Origin of the sequence: Sphingobium boeckii (genome assembly GCF_014199215.1) — a bacterium.
Classification (GTDB): domain Bacteria; phylum Pseudomonadota; class Alphaproteobacteria; order Sphingomonadales; family Sphingomonadaceae; genus Sphingobium_A; species Sphingobium_A boeckii.
Map to the genome: position 1 here is coordinate 380,440 of NZ_JACIJC010000002.1, position 19,094 is coordinate 399,533.

Sequence of the window (19,094 nt, forward strand, 5' to 3'; positions counted from 1 at the left end):
TTGCGCTAGGCGCTCCCCATGCATTTTCTCGATCAAGCTAAAGTCTTTCTCAAATCCGGATCGGGCGGCCCCGGTGCCGTCAGCTTCCGCCGTGAGAAATATGAAGAATATGGCGGACCCAATGGCGGCAACGGCGGCAAGGGCGGCGATATCGTGTTCGAAGCCATTCCGGGGCTGAACACGCTCATCGATTTCCGCTACACCCAGCATTTCAAGGCACCGCGCGGCAAGGGCGGCGCAGGATCCAACCGCACAGGTGCTGGCGGCAACGATCTTGTGATCCGCGTGCCGATCGGCACGCAGGTTCTGTCGGAAGATAAGGAAGAAATCCTAGCGGATTTCACCGAGGCTGGTGAACAGGTGGTTTTCATGCGCGGTGGCGATGGCGGCCGGGGCAATGCGAGCTACAAGACGTCCACCAATCGTGCCCCGCGCCAGCATGGCACCGGCTGGCCCGGCGAGGAAATGTGGGTCTGGCTGCGGCTGAAGCTGCTCGCAGACGCCGGCTTGGTCGGCTTGCCCAATGCCGGCAAGTCCACCTTCATCAATGCGGTGACCAATGCGAAGGCCAAGGTGGGCGATTATCCGTTCACCACCACGCGCCCGCAATTGGGCGTGGTCAGCCACAAGGAACGCGAATTCGTGGTTGCCGACATCCCCGGCCTGATCGAAGGCGCGGCCGAGGGCGCTGGCATTGGCGACCGCTTTCTCGGCCATATCGAACGCTGCCAGGTGCTCCTCCATCTGGTCGATGCCAATGGCGATGATCCTGCCGAGGCCTATCGCATCGTGCGCGGCGAATTGGAGAATTATGGCGCGGGCCTGACCGACAAGATCGAAATCATCGCGCTCAACAAGGTCGATCTGCTCGATGCGGAGTTGAAGGAAGCGCTTATGGCCGAATTGGCCGAAGAAAGCGGCGCTGAAGTGCTCCCGCTCTCCGGTGCGACGGGTGAAGGCCTGGAAGCCGTGCTGGATCGCCTGATCAATGCGATCGTGCCGCCCGAAGTGAAGAAGAAGGAGGATGATGGGGGCGCTGAATGGTCGCCGATCTGAGCCCCTTCTCCCCTGCGCATTGCCCGCGCCTTGTCGTCAAGGTCGGCTCCTCGCTGCTTGTGAACGAAGAAGGTGCGATCAAGCGCAACTGGCTGGTCACGCTGGTCGAGGATATCGCCACGGCGCACCGCGCGGGCCAGCAGATCGCCATCGTCTCCTCCGGCGCGATTGCGCTGGGTGCCCGCCGCCTGAAACTGCCCAAGGGCGGACGCGCCTGCCTTGAAGATGCGCAGGCCGCCGCTGCCACCGGGCAAATTGCGCTATCGCAGATCTGGGCGGACCTGCTCGCCGCGCATGGTGTGATCGCCGCACAGATATTGGTGACGCTGGACGATCTGGAGGATCGCCGTCGCTATCTGAACGCCAGCGCCACGCTGGACCGGTTGATGGGCCTCAAGGTCATTCCGGTGATCAACGAGAATGACAGCGTGGCCACCGCCGAAATCCGCTTTGGCGATAATGACCGGCTCGCCGCGCGCGTGGCCCAGGCCGCAGGCGCGCAGGGCGTGATCCTGCTCTCCGATGTGGACGGCCTTTACACCGACAATCCCGGCCGCAACCCTGATGCGCAGCTTATCGAGCGCGTCGACAAGGTGGACGCCGCCATCATGGCGATGGCCGATGGCGGCACGGCATCCGGCATGGGATCCGGCGGCATGACGTCAAAGCTGGAAGCCGCGCGCATCGCCAATGCGGCAGGGAGCACGCTTGCCATCGTCTCCGGCCTGCACGAAAATCCGCTCTCCCGCTTCATTACGACCGGCCGGGGGACGGTGTTCGTGCCCGAAAAGGCGGCGCGCGCGCGCAAGGCCTGGCTGGCAGGACGGTTGAGCGTAAAAGGCACGGTGCAAATCGATTCCGGCGCGGCCAAGGCACTTGCCGACGGCAAAAGCCTGCTGCCGGCGGGCGCGACAGGCGTGTCAGGCACGTTTCAACGCGGCGACGTGATCAACGTGCTCGGCGCGGACGGCACCGTGATTGCGCGTGGCCTGGCCGAATATGACAGCGCGGAATCGGCGCTGATCGCGGGCAAGCGCAGTGATGCTCTGGCAGAAGTGCTTGGATACGCCCCGCGTTCGGCGCTCATTCACCGCGATCATCTGGTCATATTGTGACCGTGCTCGCGATCACCGGCGCGACGGGCTTCGTCGGCAAGACGGTGATGCGGATCGCGCTCGACAAGGGATTTTCGATCCGCGCGCTCACACGCCGCCCGCAGGAGGCCCGCGCCGGTGTCGTTTGGGTGGAGGGCGCGCTCGACAATCCAGAGGCGCTCGATGAACTCGTGCGTGGCAGCCAGGCGGTGATCCACATAGCGGGTGTTGTGAATGCGCCCGATCGCGCCGGTTTCGCAGCAGGCAATATCGACGGTACGACAGCGGTCACCGAAGCCGCGGAAGCGGCGGGCATCCACCGCTTTATCCATGTCTCATCGCTTTCAGCGCGCGAACCAGCGCTATCCACCTATGGCTGGTCCAAGGCGGGTGCCGAAGCGGCCGTGATCGCCAGCGCGCTGGAATGGACGATGGTGCGCCCGCCTGCGATTTACGGCCCTGCCGATACCGAGATGCTGGATATGTTCCGCATGGCGCGGCGCGGCCTGGTGCTGCTCCCCCCGCCCGGCCGGCTGTCTGTCATCGAAGTCAGCGATCTCGCGCGTCTGCTGCTCGCTCTGGTGCCGGATCGCAGCACGATCGGGCGGATTTACGAAGCCGACGACGGCACTGAAAATGGCTGGAGTCATCGGGGCTTTGCGCAAGCGCTGGGCGCGGCGGTCGGCAAGCGCGTCGCGACCTTCGCCACGCCCAAGGCCCTGCTGAAATTCGCATCCCGCCTGGATCGTCTCGCGCGTCGTTCGAAAGCGAAGTTGACGGCGGATCGAGTGGACTATTTCTGCCATCCCGATTGGGTGGTCGATTCCGCCAAGCGCCCACCCGCCGATGTGTGGCAGCCGCAGATCAATACGCGCGCAGGCCTGAAAGCGACAGCCGCATGGTATCGCCGCAAAGGCTGGATGGGCTGAAGGGAACAATTCGTTCCTATAGCGGTTCAATCAGCTTGAACATTGATGGGAGCGAGAGAGATGAAATTCGCAAAACCCGCCGCAGCGTTGTTGTCCCTTGGGCTCATCCTGCAACCGGCTATGGCCGCCAAGCTGAGCAGCAAGGAAAAAGCGCGGGTTGCGCGCGCCGAACCGCGCGACCGCGATGACGTCCGCTATTGCCTGCTGGAGCGCAAGAAAGGCAGCAAGAAGGGCACGATCATCGGCGCGGCCGGCGGCGCGGGCGTTGGTCTTGTTGCAGGCGGAAATCTTGGCGAAACAGCACTGGCAGCAGGCGTTGGCGCACTGGCCGGAAATCAGATCGGCGGCGGCAGCGCGACCGACAAGACATGCGACCGGGTGCTCGACAGAAACAAGTGAGCTCCGATCAGATGATGCGACTTTGCTGGGCTACGAAGCTCAGGAAGGTCAGCACCAGCCCGATCAGGAACGTCCGATAGGCGAGGCCGAGATATTTGTATTTCTTGTTCTGAAGCACCTGACCATTTTGATAGATGTCGCGCAGCATCGTGCGAAACACGGTTTCGTCGGCATGGAGACGCTCCAGCACGCTCTCTGCAAATTCCTCTTCGGCCATTTGCGTGAAGACGCCGAAGAACAGCAGGTTGGGATTGCCGGGTGCTTTGCCCTTGATTGATGGCAGCACGGCGAACACCGCGAGCATGGCCGACAGAAACGAAAAAAGGGCCAGGACGGATAGTGGCAGCGAAAATCCCCCGCTGCGCGCCTGCCCCACCGAAATACTAAAGACAACAAATGTCGCGCCCATCAGGATGCTCGCCTTCTGATCTGCCATCTGGCTGAGCGAAACATTGATCTGCTGGGCGGTCCGCACCAGATGGATCGCGTGCGGTGAAAACGACAGCGCTGCCGGGTTCTCGCTGATTTTGTTCGGTTCTTCCGCCATCCGGCGGATATGCCACGACCCGCCTGCCCTTTACAAGCACGGGTGATGCCGCCTTTGTGCCGCAATCCTTTGGCAATCCCCGATGCCAGCGGCTAAGGACCGGACATGACAGACAGACAATCCATTTACGACATCATCGCGGCGCAGATCGAACCCTTCAACAAAAAGGGCGTCGCGCTGACCGAAACCACCACCTTCGCGGGCGATCTCGAATGGGACAGCCTCACCGTGATGGATTTCGTCGCCGCGATCGAGGATGAATTCGACATCATCATCACCATGAATATGCAGGCCGAGATCGAAAGCGTCGGCCAGCTTGTCGATGCCGTGGGCAAATTGAAAGGCTGACACTCGTTTGTCATTCCCGCGAAAGCGGGAACCCAGCTTCTTCTTCTCCCGGATATCTCATGCAAAAGCGGGCTTCCCGCGTGCGCGGGAATGACGGATAAGGGTTTTAGGAACCGACCAATGACCGATCTTTTCTCCAAATTCGATCCCCTGATCCAGCAGCGCGAGGATCTGCTCGCCACTGGGGTGAAGGATCCTTTCAGTCTGGTGATGGAGGAAGTGAAGTCCCCCACGGTGGCTGTGTGCAACGGCAAGGAGACGATCCTGCTCGGCACCTATAATTATATGGGGATGACTTTCGATCCCGACGTGATCGCCGCGGGCAAGGATGCGCTGGACAGGTTCGGCGCCGGCACCACGGGCAGCCGTGTTCTGAATGGCACCTACCAGGGCCATAGGGATTGCGAAGAGGCGCTGAAGGAATTCTATGGCATGGATCACGCCATGGTCTTTTCTACGGGATATCAGGCCAATCTCGGCATCATCTCCACCATCGCCGGCAAGGATGATTATGTCATCCTCGATATAGACAGTCACGCCAGCATCTATGACGGCTGCGCGCTCGGCAATGCGCAGATCGTTGCTTTCCGCCACAATGATGTCGAAGCGCTCGAAAAGCGGCTGAAGCGCCTGCCGTCCGAAGCCGGCAAGCTGGTTGTGCTGGAGGGCGTCTATTCCATGCTTGGCGATATCGCGCCGCTAAAGGAAATGATCCGCGTTTCCAAGGAAGCCGGCGCGATGGTGCTGGTGGACGAGGCGCATTCCATGGGTTTCATGGGGCCGAACGGCCGCGGTGTGGCAGAGGATCAGGGCGTGCTGGACGATGTGGATTTCGTCATCGGCACTTTTTCCAAGAGCGTGGGCACGGTCGGCGGCTTCTGCGTATCCAACCATCCCAAATTCGAGATTCTGAGGCTGGTGTGTCGCCCCTATGTGTTCACCGCGTCGCTGCCGCCCAGCGTGGTCGCCACGGCGGCCACATCGATCCGCAAGCTGATGCACGGCGGCGATAAGCGCGCGCATCTCTGGGAAAATTCGAAGCGCCTGCACAAGGGGCTGAAGGATCTGGGTTTCACGCTGGGCACTGAAACCCCGCAATCGGCGATCATCGCGGTGATCATGCCCGATCTGGAAAAGGGCGCCGCGATGTGGGAAGCGCTGCTGAGCGAGGGGCTTTACGTCAATCTGGCTCGGCCGCCCGCAACGCCGGCGAATATGACGCTGCTGCGCTGCTCGCTCTGCGCCGAGCATAGCGCCGCGCAGGTGGAGCAGATCCTTGGCATGTTCGCAGCGGCCGGCCGCGCCGTGGGGTGCATCAGCTAGGTCGACGTGGCACTTTCGCCGATTCATCGCTTTTAATAAAGATGGGCCAGATGGCGGTGGTGGATCCTGATGACGAGGCCGAAGACGGTCTGACGTCTGGCTGGCAACGCGGGCTGGGCTGGATCGCTGCGGCCTGCGTTCTGGTGGCCCTGATCGCGCTGATCGCCATGCTGGGATTTTCGAGTCAGCAGCGCGATGATGCGCTCAAATGGCAGCGGCACAGTTTCGAAGTGATGGTCGCTGTGCGCTCGATCGAAGGGCAGATGGCGCTGTCCGAAGCGACGCTCGGTCGGGCGGTCATTTCATCCGAAAAGAAAACCGCGCGTTCCTTTTATGATGAATGGCGCCGCGCTGACGCCATGATCAGCGGCCTGCAAAGACTGACCGCCGCGGATGCCGAGCAAGCCGCGCTCGTCGGCGATCTCCGCCGCGTGTTTGACGAACGCGGCAAGGCGCTAAACAATGCCGCGCTTTACCTGAACTACGGGCAGAATGTGAACGCCCTCTCTGCGCTTCATGCCGCGGGCCTGGAAAATCACGTCGCCCGCATCAAGGCGATTTTTCGTGAGATGGTCGCCAACGAACAGGCCACGCTCACCGAGCGCTCAGGCAAGGCGCAGGGGCTGATGGATCAGGCCAATACGCTGACGACCACATTGGCGGTTCTCGGACTGCTGGTGGTCATCGGTGCCATCGGGCTTGGATGGGCTGCGATCGAGGCGCAGGCCCAGCGCCGGCGCGCGCGCGCCACAGCCGACCAGGAAACGCTGCGGGCCGAATTTCTGGAAGCCGCGGTGGCGGAGCGCACTTCCGAATTGCGCGATGCCAACGCCAGCCTGCTCGCCGAAGCTGCTGAGCGCGAACATGCCGAGGCTCAGCTTCGCCAGATCCAGAAGATGGAAGCCGTGGGCCAGCTCACTGGTGGCATAGCGCATGATTTCAATAATATGCTGGCGGTTGTTGTCGGCGGACTTGAGTTGGCGAAACGCAAGATCGCTGCGAAATCGGGCGATGTGGAGCGCCATATCGACAATGCCATGGAGGGCGCGAACCGCGCGGCAGCGCTCACCCGGCGGTTGCTCGCCTTTGCCCGCGCCGAACCTTTGTTGCCGCAGGGCATGTGCCCGGATGCGCTGGTGCGCGGCATGACCGATCTGATGGACCGCACATTGGGCGAACGCATCAAGGTGGAGATCATCAGCCCCACCGATCCCTGGCAGATATGGGTTGATCGGCATCAGCTTGAAAATGCGATTCTCAACCTGGCGGTCAACGCGCGTGACGCGATGGAGAATGACGGGGTTTTGACGATCCGGACGGGCAACGCCACCCTCGCCGCCGACGAGATCGGCGAATCCGTGGCGGGCGATTATGTTCGTATCGACGTGAGCGACACCGGTGCCGGCATGTCTCAGGATGTGCTGGAGCGCGTGTTCGAGCCGTTTTTCACCACCAAGCCGATCGGCAAGGGCACTGGCCTGGGCCTCAGCCAGATTTTCGGCTTCGTGCGCCAATCGGGCGGCGAAATCGCGATCGCGTCGGTCGAGGGCGAAGGCACCACCGTCTCGCTATTTCTCCCGCGGCATAAGGCCGAACATGCCGAGAATGCCGGGGGAAAATCGCCGGAAGCCTCGGGCCACGCCCCCGGTGTCGATGTGGCGGGTCTGGTCGCATTGATCGTGGAGGATGATCCCCGCGTGCGCGCGTCAACGGCGGCTGCAGTGACGGAATTGGGGTTTACAGCGCTGACCGCGGACTCCGCCGACGCTGCCATCGCACTGCTGGGTGAAGGCCATAGCGTCGATATCATCGTCACCGACGTGTTGATGTCCGGGATGACGGGGCCGGAGATGATCGCGCAGATCAGCGATGACCATCCGGAGATCGCGGTGCTGTTCGTGACCGGCTACGCGGCCGAGGTTGACGATGCGCAGGCATTTCGTGGGCATGGCGTGCTGCGCAAGCCCTTCACCATCGCGATCCTCGAAACCGCGATGCACGCCGCCCTCAGCGCACGGCCCCGCGCGCCAGCAGCCTTGGCAGCAGAGTAAGCGCGCCCAGGATCGGAAACCGCCGCTGCCACGGGCGGATCGCGATCTGCGTGCCCGCATGGCGATTGATCTTCCACGCTAGATAATCGATCCCGCCAGCAAAGGTCAGGCTCGCCTTGGCCAGACGCACCAGCGTAAGCCATTTGCCATTGCGGCGCAGTGCGCGCCATTTGCGATCGAGTCCCGGTGCTTGCGCATCAGGGATCAATGCGCCCAGGCGGCGATAATGTTCCGGATCGAAGTCCACGATCGATTCCGGACGCCCGCCGCGTTCCGCCCGCAATTCGGCACCATAAGTGAGCGTAAAGCCGCGCCGCCAGCGATCGAGAGGATCGGAATCCGCCTGCGCCGGGGTCAGCGCTAGCAACGTGGTCGGTGCCAGCGCGATCGCCTCGGCGGCATGGCTTCGCGCGGCGTGATCGGCTGCCCACACCAGCCGGGACGGTTGCGCAAATCGTGCCCAGACGGAGACCGTGCTGGCGTCGGGTCCGCACAGCGAGCGGAAATCCGCTTCGCTCAGCACCGCATATTTGGCGACCAACCCCTTATATTCAAAAGGAAAAACATTGGGTGGTACCAGCCGGTTGGCGGTGGCCAGCCAGCTTTTGCCATAGGCCGCGCCATAGTCGGACACGATCAGGTAGAAATCGAGCATCAGCCCGTCGAGTTCAGCCGTCCGCAGACAGGAACCGTAGAACAGCACCGTGCGTGACGCCGCGCCATATTGGGCCGCGAGCGCCGCCGCCATGGCGGTGACGCGCGGATCGACCGGAGCCGAGAGGCCCGCCGCGATCAGATCCTGGACGGGGGTCACGCCGCGAGGCGAAGGAAGGGTACGGGCGCGGTGGAGGTCAGCACGATCGGCCGGTTGGTTTCCGCGCGGAACGTCTCGCCATCCAGGATCACGCTCGATCCGTTGCTTTCGATCCGCACCATGTCGCCGCGCTCGAAATGAATGCCGGTCATCGCTTCACGGCCGATCTTGCCCCGGATCGCACCGACGATCGCGCGGAGCAGCGATGGCACGCTCTGCTCCACCGCCATGAATTTCATCCGCCCCGGCACGCCGCCTTCGGTCCGCCCCGCCAGCAGCATCTTTTCCAGCGTCGTCACGATCAGGATCGAGAAAATGCCCTGAAGCTGATTATCGCGCACCAGCGAGATCCGCACGGGATTGGAGCGCTGCGGCAGGAATTTCGAATGTACGCCAAACAGCATCGTGAACAGCACGGCAAAGGCCGTCAGAACATGGCTCAACCCGTTGGGAAGCCCCAGCGGATAGATTTTGGTGCGGCAATACAGCATAGAATCGGCCAGCCCCGCCCCGCCCAGAAACATGCCCAGCGTCGGCCGGCTGCCGACCGTGCCATCCGAAAGCGAGATCAGTTCGCGCGACACGATATGCTGGGACATATCCGATTTGCTCAATTCCACGACGCGCTCAAGCGCAGCCAGCGGATCGCCGACAGAACCCAGATCGAGCGCGATCATATTGGTCTTGCCATTGGGCAGCACCGCCACCGGCGGCGGATTATCGCCGAAATGGCCGCCGTGATAAAGCTCGGTCAGCGTCGCCTGGACGGTGCCATCGCCGCCGTTGATCACCAGCACCTTGGGCTTCACACGCGCGATGGTCCGCAGCGCTTCGCCGATCTGGCTGACTTCCTCCACCTCGTAATGAAAGATATCGGGCCGCCCCGCGCAAAAGCTCCGCACTCGCGGCAATAGCGAGCGGTTGCCCGTTGAGCGAGGATTGGAGAGAAGCGCGACGCAGGTCATGGGTTCAAGATCATCCGATCATAAGGGGAGGCTGGCTTCAGAAATAATTGACCGTGACCGGCACCACCTTCGGGCCGCTGCTCACCGTGAACAGCGATTTGGCGAGCGCAGGCTTGCGCTTGAACACCATGTCCAGCAGCGAGACCTTGGGATTGCCGGAAAACCCGCCGCCATCCTTGCGATCGGACTTGCCATTGGAATTGGCATCATGGCGCACCGAGATCGCATAGGCGCCTGGCCGCGGCACAGGCACGCAGATATCCACTGCGCCCGAACGGGGCACGGCGACTTCCACGCGCTGCAGATATTGCTTCTTTTCCAGAAAGGTTGCCGCATTATTGGCATAAAGCTGCACGCGCAGGACACCGCCGCGCGCCTTCAATCCGTCGATCCGCGCGATCACAGACATGCCACCGCTATCGCAGCGCGCGGCATAGGGGCCGAGCGTGGCCGCCCGGGCGGCCTGCATCGGCGTTGCGAAGGGCATTGCCACCGCCATAAGGGCAAGTGCGGCACTACCGCGAAATTTCAACATGACCTCTAATCTCCTAGAAGCTATATCCTCGCCTGATGTTTTGGCGAAAATGGCGTATCAGCCCCTTCTTGCCTTTCTAAATCGGCTGCGTTTGCGGCCAAATCATGGTCATGGGGCGTCTGAATTCTGAAAATGCTGACTGCGACCGACCGATATCTCGCCCGCCTGATCGCGCTGCCCCTGTTCGGCACGCTGGTGATCGCCGCGATGCTGCTTGTGCTGGACAAGATGCTGCGCCTGTTCGACTTCGTCGCGGCGGAAGGCGGGCCGGTGAGCGTCGTTTGGCGGATGCTGGCCAATCTCATCCCCGAATATCTCTCGCTCGGCATCCCGATCGGCCTGTTGCTGGGCATTTTGCTCGCCTTTCGCAAGCTGGCGCTGTCCTCCGAGCTCGACGTGTTTCGCGCGCTGGGGCAGAGCTACACCCGGTTGCTGCGCGTGCCCTATATGTTCGCGATCGCGCTGGCGCTGGTGAACCTCGCCATCGTCGGCTTCGTCCAGCCTTATGCACGCTATGCCTATGAAGGCCTGCGATTCGAATTGCGTTCCGGCGCACTGGGCGCATCGATCAAGGTCGGCGAGTTCACGCGGCTCGGCAGCAAATTGGCGCTGCGCATCGAAGAAAGCCGCAATGAAGGCACCAGCCTGACGGGTATCTTCGTGCGCGCCGAAAATAAGGACGGCCAATCCGTCGCCGCCACCGCGAAATCGGGCCAGTTCCTCGCCACAGACGATCCCGACACGATCATCTTCCGTCTGACCAACGGCGTGCTCATCCACGATTCGCCCAAATTCAACACGCCGCGCGTGCTGAGCTTCACCAGCCATGATCTGCCGATCGACCTGCCCAAGATCGAGGCGTTTCGCGGGCGTGATGGTGATCGTGAGATGACGATCCCGGAACTGGCGCGGGTCGGCAAGGATCAGAAGGTGCCGGCAAAGCTGCGCAACGAAAGCCGCTCCAATTTCCATTTCCGGCTGACCGAAGTGGCGATGATGCTGCTTTTGCCGCTGCTGGCGGTGGCGCTGGCGGTGCCGCCCAAGCGCTCATCCTCCGCGCTCGGAGTATTTCTGTCGATCGTAATGGTGGTCACTTATCACAAGATCAACGAATATGGCGAAGCGCTGGGTGGTCTTGGCAAGATCGATCCGATCCTGGCGCTGTGGCTGCCCTTCCTGCTGTTTGCCGCGCTGATCCTGTGGATGTTCCATACGCTCGCCTTCGTGCCCGGCGGGCAACCGATCGGTGCGCTGGAGCGCGGCGCAGCCGGCATCGGCAAGCTGATCAAGCGGATCAATCCCTTTGGACGTGAAAAGGCCCGCGGCTGATGCAGACCCAGTTTTTTCCGTCGCGCACCATGTCCTTCTACATGGCCAAAGCATTCATCCTGCGCAGCCTCGCTGTTCTGGCGGCGCTCGTGCTGGTGCTTCAGGCGCTCGATCTGCTCGGAGAATCGGGCAATATCCTGGCCTATCCCGGCAATGGCAATGCGCAGATCATGACCTATATCGGCCTGCGCGTGCCCCAGATCATCCAGCGATTCCTACCGTTTTCGGTGCTGCTCGGCACATTGATCACACTGGCGACGCTGAACCAGAATAGCGAAGTGATCTCGATGAAGGCGGCGGGCCTGTCTGCGCATCAGGTGCTGGCGCCGCTGATCCTGGCCAGCCTGGCCATCGCCATCGTCTCGTTCAGTTTCAACGATCGGATCGTGGCCCGCGCGACGTCGACGCTCGATCGCTGGCAGAAGGTGGATTACGGCCCCCTGCCCAAGGATATGGCGGTGCAGACCAATGTCTGGGTACGCGACGGCAATAATCTGGTTCATGCCGCCGCCGTGCGCGGGCGGTCGAACAACATCGTCCTCTCCGACGTGACGGTCTACAACCGCGCCAATGATACGCTGCTCGAAGTGGTGAAGGCACCCACGGTCAAATATACCGGCAAGGGCTGGCTGCTGTCCAACGCCACGCGCTTCGATGTCGCGACCGGCATTCAGACGCCGCTCCCGGTGACCGAGGTCGGCCAGGAAATCCGGCCCGATCAGTTCACCCTGGCGCAGGTCGATCCCGATGGATTGTCCTTCATGGGGCTGGAGGCGGCGATCAGCGACCTGCAGGCCGCCGGCCGGCCGGTGGCGGCGCTGCAGGCCAATCTGTGGCACAAGATTTCCGGGCCGCTGTCATCCGTGCTGATGCCGCTGCTGGGCGCGGTCGCCGCCTTCGGGCTGGCGCGCTCCGGCCGCCTCTTCCTGCGTGCGGTGCTCGGCATGGGGCTTGGCTTCGCCTATTTCGTGGCCGATAATTTCGGGATCGCGATGGGCAATCTGGGTGCCTATCCCCCCTGGCTCGCCGCCTGGGGGCCATTCGCTCTGTTCCTGCTCATTGGCGAGACCGTGCTGATCCGGACCGAGGAATGACAATCTAAAACCGTTTGTGTCGAGCGCAGTCGAGACACGTCTGTCACCTGCACCACGTCCCTCGACTGCGCTCGGGACAAACGGGTTTAATTCCCTATTTCACCCGCGCCCCTGAAACTGCTCCGCGCCAGCCGCGCGACCAGACCCGGCAAGCCATCGTAATTCGCCCGGTGATAGGACGATTCCGCTGCCAGCGCCGCGGTCAGGCGGCGATGTGCTTCCGCCAGATTATGATAGGGAACGCCGGGGATCAGATGATGCAGCGCGTGATAGCGCAGGCCCACCGGTGCCCATAACTCCGCCAGCGGACCCGGCGGCGGCACGTTGACGCTGTCGAGGAATTGCGCGGTGACGGTCATCACCTCGCCCTCATTCTCCCACAGATGCGCGGTCAATGTGCGGATCTGGTTGAGCAGCATCACGGCGGATGCGATGCCGATGAAGATCAGGAAGCCGCGCAAGGGCACGACACCCGTGATCACGGCGACCAGCAAACCGAATGCCCAGACGCTCGTCGCACCTTCAAGCCACAGCCAGTCGCGCCTGGCCGCCCCCTCCGGCGGACGGCGGCGGAAGGCTGGATTGATCACCAGCCCCGAATAACGCTCCAGCACCAGCGTGCGCAGCGGCGGGATCAGCAGCGAGAGCGGCGTCAAGATCGCATAGCGGAACATCAAAGCGATCGGCCCTAATAGCGAGGTGACCACGAACAGCGGCAAGGTCCACGGCTTCATCAGCGCGAGCGGCAGATATTCAGGATCTTCCGCCGTGCCATAGCGCGTGCGCGCGTGATGGAGGTTGTGCACGCCTTCATACATGAAGGACGGCACGAACAGCGGGATGCCTGCGATCAGATTCCACGCGAGCCGGAAGCCAGGCACCGAGGCATGACGAATGTGGGTGAGTTCGTGAATGAAGCTCGCCGCGCGATACAGGCCTAGGACCGCCATCGCCGCCCAACCAAGCGCCGCCAGCGTGCTGCCCGCGCCGATCGTGAGAAACAGGCCCGCATAGCCGATGGCCGCAGACGCCAGGAAATCCGCCCAATAAAGGCGCGGATTGGCGGCATTCAGATCGCGCGTCAATTCTGCGACAGCGCGGATCATCGCATTGTCGTTGACCGTGTGCGGCTTGGTCGCACCTGCGGCGGGCACGGCCTCCCGAAGGGTCGCGGCGGCACCGGGGCTGAGCGTGGCTGAGTTCATATCGTTCATACCAATATCAATTTATAGGGACTCTATCGCCAGAATATAAGGCAGCATCATGGCGTTCCTTGATCCATCTCAAGGCATTGGACCGCTGCGACGAATGGCGTATGGGCGCTTCAAACATCAGGAGCGCGGCCTTGACGCAAGCCAATATCATCATCCGTCCCGTCGAAACCAGCGCGGACCGCAAGGCCTTTGTCGACCTGCCCTATCGCCTGTATGCCAGCGATCCCAATTGGATTCCGCCGCTGAAGGATGAAGTCCATGGCCTTATAAACCCTAAGAAAAATCCGTGGTTCGGTCATGGCGAGGCGCAATTCTTCCTGGCCGAACGCGGGGGCAAGGTCGTCGGCCGCATTTCCGCCCAGATCGATCATCTCGCGCTCGAACAGCCGGTCGAGCAGGGGATGGGTCCGGGCACGGGCAATTGGGGCATGATGGAGGCCGAGGACGAAACCGTCTTTAAGGCGCTGATCGCCCGCGCCGAAGCGTGGCTGCGTGAGAGGAAGATGCACCGATCGCTCGGGCCGTTGAGCATTTCCATCTGGGATGAGCCGGGTCTGCTTGTGAAGGGCCATGATCATCCGCCCACGGTGATGATGGGGCATAACAGCCCGGCCTATGAGGCCTGGGTGGAGCGCGCCGGCTATACCCACGCCAAGACGCTCAACACCTATGAAGTGGATATCACCAAGCCCTTCCCCGGCATCGTTGAGCGCGTGATCGCCAGTGGCGAACGCAATGCGCGCATCGCGATCCGCCGCGTCAACAAGAAGCGCTTTGCCGAGGAAGCCTCGCTGATCCTCTCGATCCTCAACGAAGCCTGGTGCGAAAACTGGGGCTTCGTGCCGCTGACCGATGCCGAAATCGCCTATGTCGGCAAGAAATTGAAGCCGATCGTCTTTGAGGATCTGATCATGATCGCGGAGGTGGAGGGCGAGCCGGTGGCCTTCATGATCACGCTGCCTGATCTCAACGAGAGACTGAGAGACCTGAACGGGTCGCTCCTGCCCTTCGGCTGGGCCAAGCTACTGCTCTGGCTGCGCAAACCCAAGGCGCGCACGATGCGCGTGCCGCTGATGGGCGTGGTCAAGCGCCTCCAATCCACCCGCCTCGCCAGCCAATTGGCCTTCATGATGATCGAATATATCCGTCGCGAAGCCGTGCTGCATTACGGCTCCACGCGCGGCGAGATCGGCTGGATCCTGGACGACAATCAGGGGATGAACGCGATTGCCGATGCAATCGAGAGCCGGGTGAATAAGCAGTATATGATTTATGAGAAGGCGATTGAGGCGGTTTGAACGGTCTGCAAATGGTAACAAACGACCAGTTTGGGACACTCGGTCATGTCATCATTACGCCTGAAACCCGTCGCTCATTCAGATGGCAAGACGAACGCTGCACGACCGATTATGGTGGAAAGCGGGCGTTGGCATTGGTACAAACGCTATATGCAGATCGCAACACGGCGTGCCGCTAAATCGAGGGTAATCGAGCATGTCGAGGTACGAAGGGAAGCCTCTCCTCAAGCTGATGGATTGTTATGTCCTCAGCTCGATAGGTGAGCTGGATGAGCAGCAGGAATACGCCTTAAATATGATGGCCCCTAAGCTTTCATCAGCGCTTGGTATCAACGGCTCATGGTTTGACATGGTCGCGACGCAGATGGAATTTCCCCCAAATCTGCCCCTGAAGATCAAGCAAATATGGGAAAATGGGAAGGCTAAGGCGGACGCAGCGGGATATTCGGTTGATCCCGAGCAATTCGCCCGAGAGTTTGTAGACACCAACTTCCCTACTTGAGATAATGGCCCCTCCCGGCTCCGTGTCTAACGTCAGCTTTTGGGCGATTGCTGCCAAATGATTTTTTTACCGCGCAGCGTCAGCTATCGCCGGTCGTCTTTCCAAAAGCCGACGGTCGCGAAACCACCAAAATCAGGCTTTCACCGGAAACCTGGAATCTGGCAAATCCGCGAAAGGTCACACGAAGGTCACACTTGGAAACAACTTTCGATGGCACCCTGGCGCTCGATGATTTTGCCCTGCATCGTCATTGCGAGCGCAGCGAAGCAATCCAGCGATGGTGCCCGCAACGGATTGCTTCGCTGCGCTCGCAATGACGACCGATCAACCCGCAATGCGGGGCGTTCCCTTGTTCGACCATGTCAAAAAGCCGCGCTGACTGAAGCAGATCAGGACGCTGTAGGACAGCGATAAAGCGCATTCGTGCAGGGTCCAGTCTCGCCAAGATCAGTCCGCGCCCTAACCTTCCAGATCATCCTTGAGCCGGTCCAGCATTTCCACCGCGCTTGCTGCGTAGGGGCCGATCCAGCGATCGTGGATATGCTTGATCGGTAGCGGATTGAGATGGTTCCAGCGTTCCCGCCCTTCGCGCCGTGCGATTACATCAATGGCCTCAATCCCGGATCACCGCCCAGGTCGGCGCATGGTCACTTGCCTTTTCCCGGCCGCGATAGGCCTTGTCCACGCCCGCATCGACCAATCGGTCCGCAGCCCCGGCGCTCAGCATCAGATGATCGATCCGGAAGCCCGCATCGCGCTGCCAGGCACCGGCCTGATAGTCCCAGAAGGTCCACATCGGCCCCTGCGGATGGCGTGACCGGATCGCGTCGGTCCAGCCCTGGAAGCAGAGCGTGCGGAATGCGGCACGGCTTTCGGGCTGCATCAGCGCATCATCCTGCATCGCGCGCACCGAATAGACGTCCTCGTCGGTCGGGATCACATTATAATCCCCCGCCAATATCGCGGGCACTTCTTCGGCGAGGATCGCGCGCGCCCGATCCTGCAGGCGCTTCATCCAGCGCAGCTTGTAATCGAATTTCGGGCCGGGCTGCGGATTGCCGTTGGGGAGATAGATGGAAGCGACGCGGACGCCCATCACATCGGCTTCGAGATAACGGCTGAGCACATCCTCCGGCTCGCCCTCCAGCCCGCGCTGGACCTCGATTGGATCTTGGCCGCGCGCGAGGATCGCCACGCCGTTGAAGCCCTTTTGCCCATGCCAGATCGCGCCATAGCCCGCCGCGCGTATATCGGCCTCAGGGAAGGTTTCGTCGGAGCTTTTGAGTTCCTGCAGGCAGGCCACATCGGGCTGGGTCTCTTCCAGCCATTCGATCAGGCGGGGCAGACGGGCCTTGATCCCGTTGACATTATAGGTCGCGATTTTCATGGGACAGTGCCTAACGCACCCATGACCCAAGCGAAAGGGTCAGACCGAAAAGCTCGATCCACAGCCGCAGCCCGAGGCCGCATTGGGATTGGTGACCTTGAACGCCGCGCCGCCCAGCGATTCAACGAAGTCGACGGCGGCGCCGCGCACCAGATCGAGGCTCATGGGATCGACGACCAGCTTCACGCCATCGTTGGAAACCTGGATATCATCCGCCTCCACATCATCGGCCAGGCCGAAGCGATATTGGAAGCCCGAACAACCGCCGCCTTCCACGGCCAGCCGCAGGATGGCGGGCTTGCCGAGCTTGGTGGCGATCACGGCGACGCGCGCGGCGGCGGATGCGGTGAGTTCGATGGGAAGCGGTTCATTCATGGAACCGAAATAGGCCTTCGCGGGGGCAACGGCAACCGCTGCGCCCCGAAGCGCGTCTTATTTGTCTGCAGGGCCGCCAAGCGCCAGCTTGGTCTCATTGCTCTTGGCCTGGGCTGCGAGCACATAATCGGCCGATTCGAGGAACGGCACGGGATTGACGGCGCGGCCGTCGAGGCGGACTTCATAATGCAGATGGCTGCCGGTGGAACGGCCGGTGGAGCCCATCAGGCCGATCAGATCGCCGCGCTTCACGCGGGTGCCCGGCAAAGCGATGATCGACGAGAGATGACCGTAGCGCGTCTGGATGCCCTGGCCATGTTCCAGTTCGACCAGATTGCCATAGCCGCCGGCGCGCTGGGCGCGACCGACAAGGCCGTCAGCCGTGGCGTAGACCGGCGTGCCGATCGGGCCGGGGATGTCGACGCCGGCGTGCATGGCGCGCGTGCCTTTGAACGGATCGGAGCGGAAGCCGAAATTGCTGCTGAAGCTGCTGAGATCAACGGGACGCTGCGAGGGGATCGAGACGGTGGTCTGCTGAATGCGACCACGGCCCACTTCATCGAGCTTTTTCCAGGACAGGAAGAGCGAACGGAACTGGGGATCGGTCTCGTCCTGCTTCTTGGCGCTCTGGAAGAGGCCGCCCTGGGCGGCTTGCTCTGCAGCCGGTGCGGCCACGGCGGCTGCGGTCAGCGCGACGTCACTATCGGCAGCATGGGCCGCGGGGGCGAAAGCGAAGACCGCTGCAATGAAAAAAGATTTGGAGATTATTTTCGAGGGACGGAACCCGGCGACCGTTGCGATGTTTTTCAACTGAATACCCATGCTCTTTGCGACCCCCGATGGCGAACCGAATGCAATGTGCAATCGGCGTCTTCGAATACATCAGGACTTCCCCCGCCCCTTTTACGATGCCCAGTCTGTCTGCGGGGGCATTCCGCGATGCACAAGTCACAGATAATATTCCTGCGTTAAACCGGCTGCAGACCGCGCCGAGTCGTTGAATGGTGGCTTCAGTGCACCACGAAAATGGCGCTTTATCAGCATTTTCCATGTGGACGCGGGTTCCGAATCATCGTTAACGCACGTCCAGTTGAACCATTTCGTCCCCGCCGAAACATGGATGATTTCGTCCTCCATGATGCGCGTCAGGATGCGGGCCGTAGGCTGATCTCCCGCCTGTTCGAATCGCGCGATCGTCATCGGCGTCACGTCCAGGCCGCGCGCTTCGAGCACCATCGGCACCACGGCCAGACGCGCCTGCGCATCATGCGCGGTCTCTTCCGCGGCCTCCCAAAGCCCGTCATGCGCGGGCAACGCGCCATAGAAACTACCGAGCTGACGCAGTCGGCGGTCGAGCAAGGCGAAGTGCATCGCCTCATCCGCTGCCACCTTCATCCAATCATCCATGAACCCCCGCGGAAATGCGCCGCCGAACCGGCCCGGCAGGTCCAGCGCCAAATCCATAGCGACGAATTCGATATGCGCCAGCGCATGGATCAGCGCGATCCGGCCGCGTTCCGATCCGCCCTTGCCGCGCTTGGGCATCCGGTTTGGCGGGAGCAATGCGGGCGCTGCGGGCCGGCCGGGGCGATCGGGCATCGGGGTTTCGAAGGCATGAGCGAGCCGGCCCAAGCGCCAGTTTCGGGCAGCCGCGCGGGTGAGGCTGATTTTTTCGAACGGGTCTTGGGCGTGGAGGGCCGCAGCAATGGCCTGGGAGATGGTGGTCATTTAGCCTGTCATTCCCTTTTGTCCGTCATTCCCGCGAAGGCGGGAATCCCGCTTTTCCGTGAAGCATCCGAAAGAAGAAGAAGAAGAAGAAGAAGCGGGATCCCCG

General features: G+C 61.8%; 21 protein-coding genes. 12 read left to right on the forward strand and 9 right to left on the reverse strand.

The genetic code is table 11. The annotated features are described in order from the left end of the window. Positions 1-18: 18 nt before the first annotated feature. The 4 genes from obgE to FHS49_RS06975 are packed head-to-tail and all read left to right on the forward strand — an operon-like array spanning position 19 to position 3,478. Positions 19-1,056 carry a GTPase ObgE gene (gene obgE / locus FHS49_RS06960; protein WP_184016709.1) on the forward strand — a complete coding sequence of 346 codons (1,038 nt, stop codon included), beginning with the start codon at positions 19-21 and terminating at the stop codon, positions 1,054-1,056. After that, positions 1,041-2,171, forward strand: a complete 1,131-nt coding sequence (proB, locus tag FHS49_RS06965; protein ID WP_184016711.1) for a glutamate 5-kinase — start codon at positions 1,041-1,043, stop codon at positions 2,169-2,171. The genes obgE and proB overlap by 16 nt, the downstream gene beginning before the upstream one ends. Continuing rightward, positions 2,168-3,079 carry an NAD-dependent epimerase/dehydratase family protein gene (locus tag FHS49_RS06970; protein ID WP_343052918.1) on the forward strand — a complete coding sequence of 304 codons (912 nt, stop codon included), beginning with the start codon at positions 2,168-2,170 and terminating at the stop codon, positions 3,077-3,079. Before proB ends, FHS49_RS06970 begins: the two co-directional genes overlap by 4 nt. Before the next feature lie 60 nt (positions 3,080-3,139). Beyond that, on the forward strand, positions 3,140-3,478 hold the full coding sequence (locus FHS49_RS06975) for a hypothetical protein (protein WP_184016713.1): 339 nt from the start codon (positions 3,140-3,142) through the stop codon (positions 3,476-3,478). A gap of 7 nt (positions 3,479-3,485) precedes the next feature. Here FHS49_RS06975 and FHS49_RS06980 read toward each other — a convergent pair whose 3' ends face one another. Beyond that, on the reverse strand, positions 3,486-4,025 hold the full coding sequence (locus FHS49_RS06980) for a Pycsar system effector family protein (protein WP_184016715.1): 540 nt from the start codon (positions 4,023-4,025) through the stop codon (positions 3,486-3,488). A 105-nt stretch (positions 4,026-4,130) separates the two neighbouring features. Between FHS49_RS06980 and FHS49_RS06985 the strand changes: the two genes are divergently transcribed. The 3 genes from FHS49_RS06985 (at position 4,131) to FHS49_RS06995 (ending at position 7,747) form a co-directional block, all read left to right on the forward strand. Further along, positions 4,131-4,373 (forward strand): acyl carrier protein, encoded by a 243-nt coding sequence (locus FHS49_RS06985; RefSeq protein ID WP_184016717.1) that lies wholly within the window; start codon positions 4,131-4,133, stop codon positions 4,371-4,373. Positions 4,374-4,493: 120 nt separating this feature from the next. After that, positions 4,494-5,696 carry a serine palmitoyltransferase gene (gene spt / locus FHS49_RS06990; RefSeq protein WP_184016719.1) on the forward strand — a complete coding sequence of 401 codons (1,203 nt, stop codon included), beginning with the start codon at positions 4,494-4,496 and terminating at the stop codon, positions 5,694-5,696. Positions 5,697-5,737: 41 nt separating this feature from the next. After that, positions 5,738-7,747: an ATP-binding protein gene (locus tag FHS49_RS06995; RefSeq protein WP_184016721.1), complete on the forward strand. Its 2,010-nt coding sequence runs from the start codon at positions 5,738-5,740 to the stop codon at positions 7,745-7,747. Here FHS49_RS06995 and FHS49_RS07000 read toward each other — a convergent pair. Genes FHS49_RS07000 through FHS49_RS07010 form a run of 3 tightly spaced genes read right to left on the reverse strand, consistent with a single transcriptional unit; the run spans position 7,704 to position 10,061 of the window. Next, positions 7,704-8,561, reverse strand: a complete 858-nt coding sequence (locus tag FHS49_RS07000) for a hypothetical protein (RefSeq protein WP_184016723.1) — start codon at positions 8,559-8,561, stop codon at positions 7,704-7,706. The genes FHS49_RS06995 and FHS49_RS07000 overlap by 44 nt on opposite strands. Then, positions 8,558-9,526 (reverse strand): diacylglycerol kinase family protein, encoded by a 969-nt coding sequence (locus tag FHS49_RS07005; RefSeq protein WP_184016725.1) that lies wholly within the window; start codon positions 9,524-9,526, stop codon positions 8,558-8,560. The genes FHS49_RS07000 and FHS49_RS07005 overlap by 4 nt, the downstream gene beginning before the upstream one ends. 37 nt (positions 9,527-9,563) lie before the next feature. Beyond that, positions 9,564-10,061 (reverse strand): DUF2141 domain-containing protein, encoded by a 498-nt coding sequence (locus tag FHS49_RS07010; protein WP_184016727.1) that lies wholly within the window; start codon positions 10,059-10,061, stop codon positions 9,564-9,566. Positions 10,062-10,193: 132 nt separating this feature from the next. Here FHS49_RS07010 and lptF point away from each other — a divergent pair, with 132 nt between their 5' ends. Continuing rightward, the gene (gene lptF, locus FHS49_RS07015) at positions 10,194-11,390 is read left to right on the forward strand and encodes an LPS export ABC transporter permease LptF (protein WP_184016729.1); all 1,197 of its coding nucleotides are present in this window, start codon (positions 10,194-10,196) and stop codon (positions 11,388-11,390) included. Beyond that, positions 11,390-12,484, forward strand: a complete 1,095-nt coding sequence (gene lptG, locus FHS49_RS07020) for an LPS export ABC transporter permease LptG (protein ID WP_184016731.1) — start codon at positions 11,390-11,392, stop codon at positions 12,482-12,484. Before lptF ends, lptG begins: the two co-directional genes overlap by 1 nt. An 86-nt stretch (positions 12,485-12,570) precedes the next feature. Here lptG and FHS49_RS07025 read toward each other — a convergent pair whose 3' ends face one another. Next, on the reverse strand, positions 12,571-13,698 hold the full coding sequence (locus tag FHS49_RS07025) for a fatty acid desaturase family protein (protein WP_246350418.1): 1,128 nt from the start codon (positions 13,696-13,698) through the stop codon (positions 12,571-12,573). 101 nt (positions 13,699-13,799) lie between these two features. Here FHS49_RS07025 and FHS49_RS07030 point away from each other — a divergent pair, with 101 nt between their 5' ends. The 3 genes from FHS49_RS07030 to FHS49_RS07040 all read left to right on the forward strand — a co-directional run bounded on the left by FHS49_RS07030 (position 13,800) and on the right by FHS49_RS07040 (position 15,815). Then, positions 13,800-14,996, forward strand: coding sequence for a GNAT family N-acetyltransferase (locus FHS49_RS07030; RefSeq protein WP_184016733.1), 1,197 nt, complete (start codon positions 13,800-13,802; stop codon positions 14,994-14,996). A 232-nt stretch (positions 14,997-15,228) separates the two neighbouring features. Next, on the forward strand, positions 15,229-15,498 hold the full coding sequence (locus FHS49_RS07035) for a hypothetical protein (protein WP_246350420.1): 270 nt from the start codon (positions 15,229-15,231) through the stop codon (positions 15,496-15,498). Between the two features lie 47 nt (positions 15,499-15,545). After that, positions 15,546-15,815, forward strand: coding sequence for a hypothetical protein (locus tag FHS49_RS07040; RefSeq protein WP_184016737.1), 270 nt, complete (start codon positions 15,546-15,548; stop codon positions 15,813-15,815). Positions 15,816-16,111: 296 nt separating this feature from the next. Here FHS49_RS07040 and xth read toward each other — a convergent pair whose 3' ends face one another. The 4 genes from xth to FHS49_RS07060 all read right to left on the reverse strand — a co-directional run bounded on the left by xth (position 16,112) and on the right by FHS49_RS07060 (position 18,988). Further along, positions 16,112-16,885 (reverse strand): exodeoxyribonuclease III, encoded by a 774-nt coding sequence (xth, locus tag FHS49_RS07045; RefSeq protein ID WP_184016739.1) that lies wholly within the window; start codon positions 16,883-16,885, stop codon positions 16,112-16,114. A 39-nt stretch (positions 16,886-16,924) separates the two neighbouring features. Then, positions 16,925-17,260 (reverse strand): iron-sulfur cluster insertion protein ErpA, encoded by a 336-nt coding sequence (gene erpA, locus FHS49_RS07050; RefSeq protein ID WP_184016741.1) that lies wholly within the window; start codon positions 17,258-17,260, stop codon positions 16,925-16,927. Positions 17,261-17,317: 57 nt separating this feature from the next. Then, positions 17,318-18,082 (reverse strand): M23 family metallopeptidase, encoded by a 765-nt coding sequence (locus FHS49_RS07055; protein ID WP_184016743.1) that lies wholly within the window; start codon positions 18,080-18,082, stop codon positions 17,318-17,320. A 126-nt stretch (positions 18,083-18,208) separates the two neighbouring features. Beyond that, positions 18,209-18,988, reverse strand: a complete 780-nt coding sequence (locus FHS49_RS07060) for a ferritin-like domain-containing protein (RefSeq protein ID WP_184016745.1) — start codon at positions 18,986-18,988, stop codon at positions 18,209-18,211. Positions 18,989-19,094 lie beyond the last annotated feature (106 nt).

Coding starts and splice junctions, on each gene's coding strand:
- lptG (WP_184016731.1), top strand. CDS start 11,390: ATGCAGACCCAGTTTTTTCCGTCGCGCACCATGTCCTTCTACATGGCC.
- obgE (WP_184016709.1), top strand. CDS start 19: ATGCATTTTCTCGATCAAGCTAAAGTCTTTCTCAAATCCGGATCGGGC.
- FHS49_RS06985 (WP_184016717.1), top strand. CDS start 4,131: ATGACAGACAGACAATCCATTTACGACATCATCGCGGCGCAGATCGAA.
- proB (WP_184016711.1), top strand. CDS start 1,041: ATGGTCGCCGATCTGAGCCCCTTCTCCCCTGCGCATTGCCCGCGCCTT.
- FHS49_RS07010 (WP_184016727.1), bottom strand. CDS start 10,061: ATGTTGAAATTTCGCGGTAGTGCCGCACTTGCCCTTATGGCGGTGGCA.
- FHS49_RS07055 (WP_184016743.1), bottom strand. CDS start 18,082: ATGGGTATTCAGTTGAAAAACATCGCAACGGTCGCCGGGTTCCGTCCC.
- lptF (WP_184016729.1), top strand. CDS start 10,194: ATGCTGACTGCGACCGACCGATATCTCGCCCGCCTGATCGCGCTGCCC.
- FHS49_RS06995 (WP_184016721.1), top strand. CDS start 5,738: ATGGGCCAGATGGCGGTGGTGGATCCTGATGACGAGGCCGAAGACGGT.
- FHS49_RS07030 (WP_184016733.1), top strand. CDS start 13,800: ATGGGCGCTTCAAACATCAGGAGCGCGGCCTTGACGCAAGCCAATATC.
- FHS49_RS07005 (WP_184016725.1), bottom strand. CDS start 9,526: ATGACCTGCGTCGCGCTTCTCTCCAATCCTCGCTCAACGGGCAACCGC.
- FHS49_RS07035 (WP_246350420.1), top strand. CDS start 15,229: ATGGATTGTTATGTCCTCAGCTCGATAGGTGAGCTGGATGAGCAGCAG.
- erpA (WP_184016741.1), bottom strand. CDS start 17,260: ATGAATGAACCGCTTCCCATCGAACTCACCGCATCCGCCGCCGCGCGC.
- FHS49_RS07060 (WP_184016745.1), bottom strand. CDS start 18,988: ATGACCACCATCTCCCAGGCCATTGCTGCGGCCCTCCACGCCCAAGAC.
- FHS49_RS07025 (WP_246350418.1), bottom strand. CDS start 13,698: ATGAACGATATGAACTCAGCCACGCTCAGCCCCGGTGCCGCCGCGACC.
- FHS49_RS06975 (WP_184016713.1), top strand. CDS start 3,140: ATGAAATTCGCAAAACCCGCCGCAGCGTTGTTGTCCCTTGGGCTCATC.
- spt (WP_184016719.1), top strand. CDS start 4,494: ATGACCGATCTTTTCTCCAAATTCGATCCCCTGATCCAGCAGCGCGAG.
- FHS49_RS06980 (WP_184016715.1), bottom strand. CDS start 4,025: ATGGCGGAAGAACCGAACAAAATCAGCGAGAACCCGGCAGCGCTGTCG.
- xth (WP_184016739.1), bottom strand. CDS start 16,885: ATGAAAATCGCGACCTATAATGTCAACGGGATCAAGGCCCGTCTGCCC.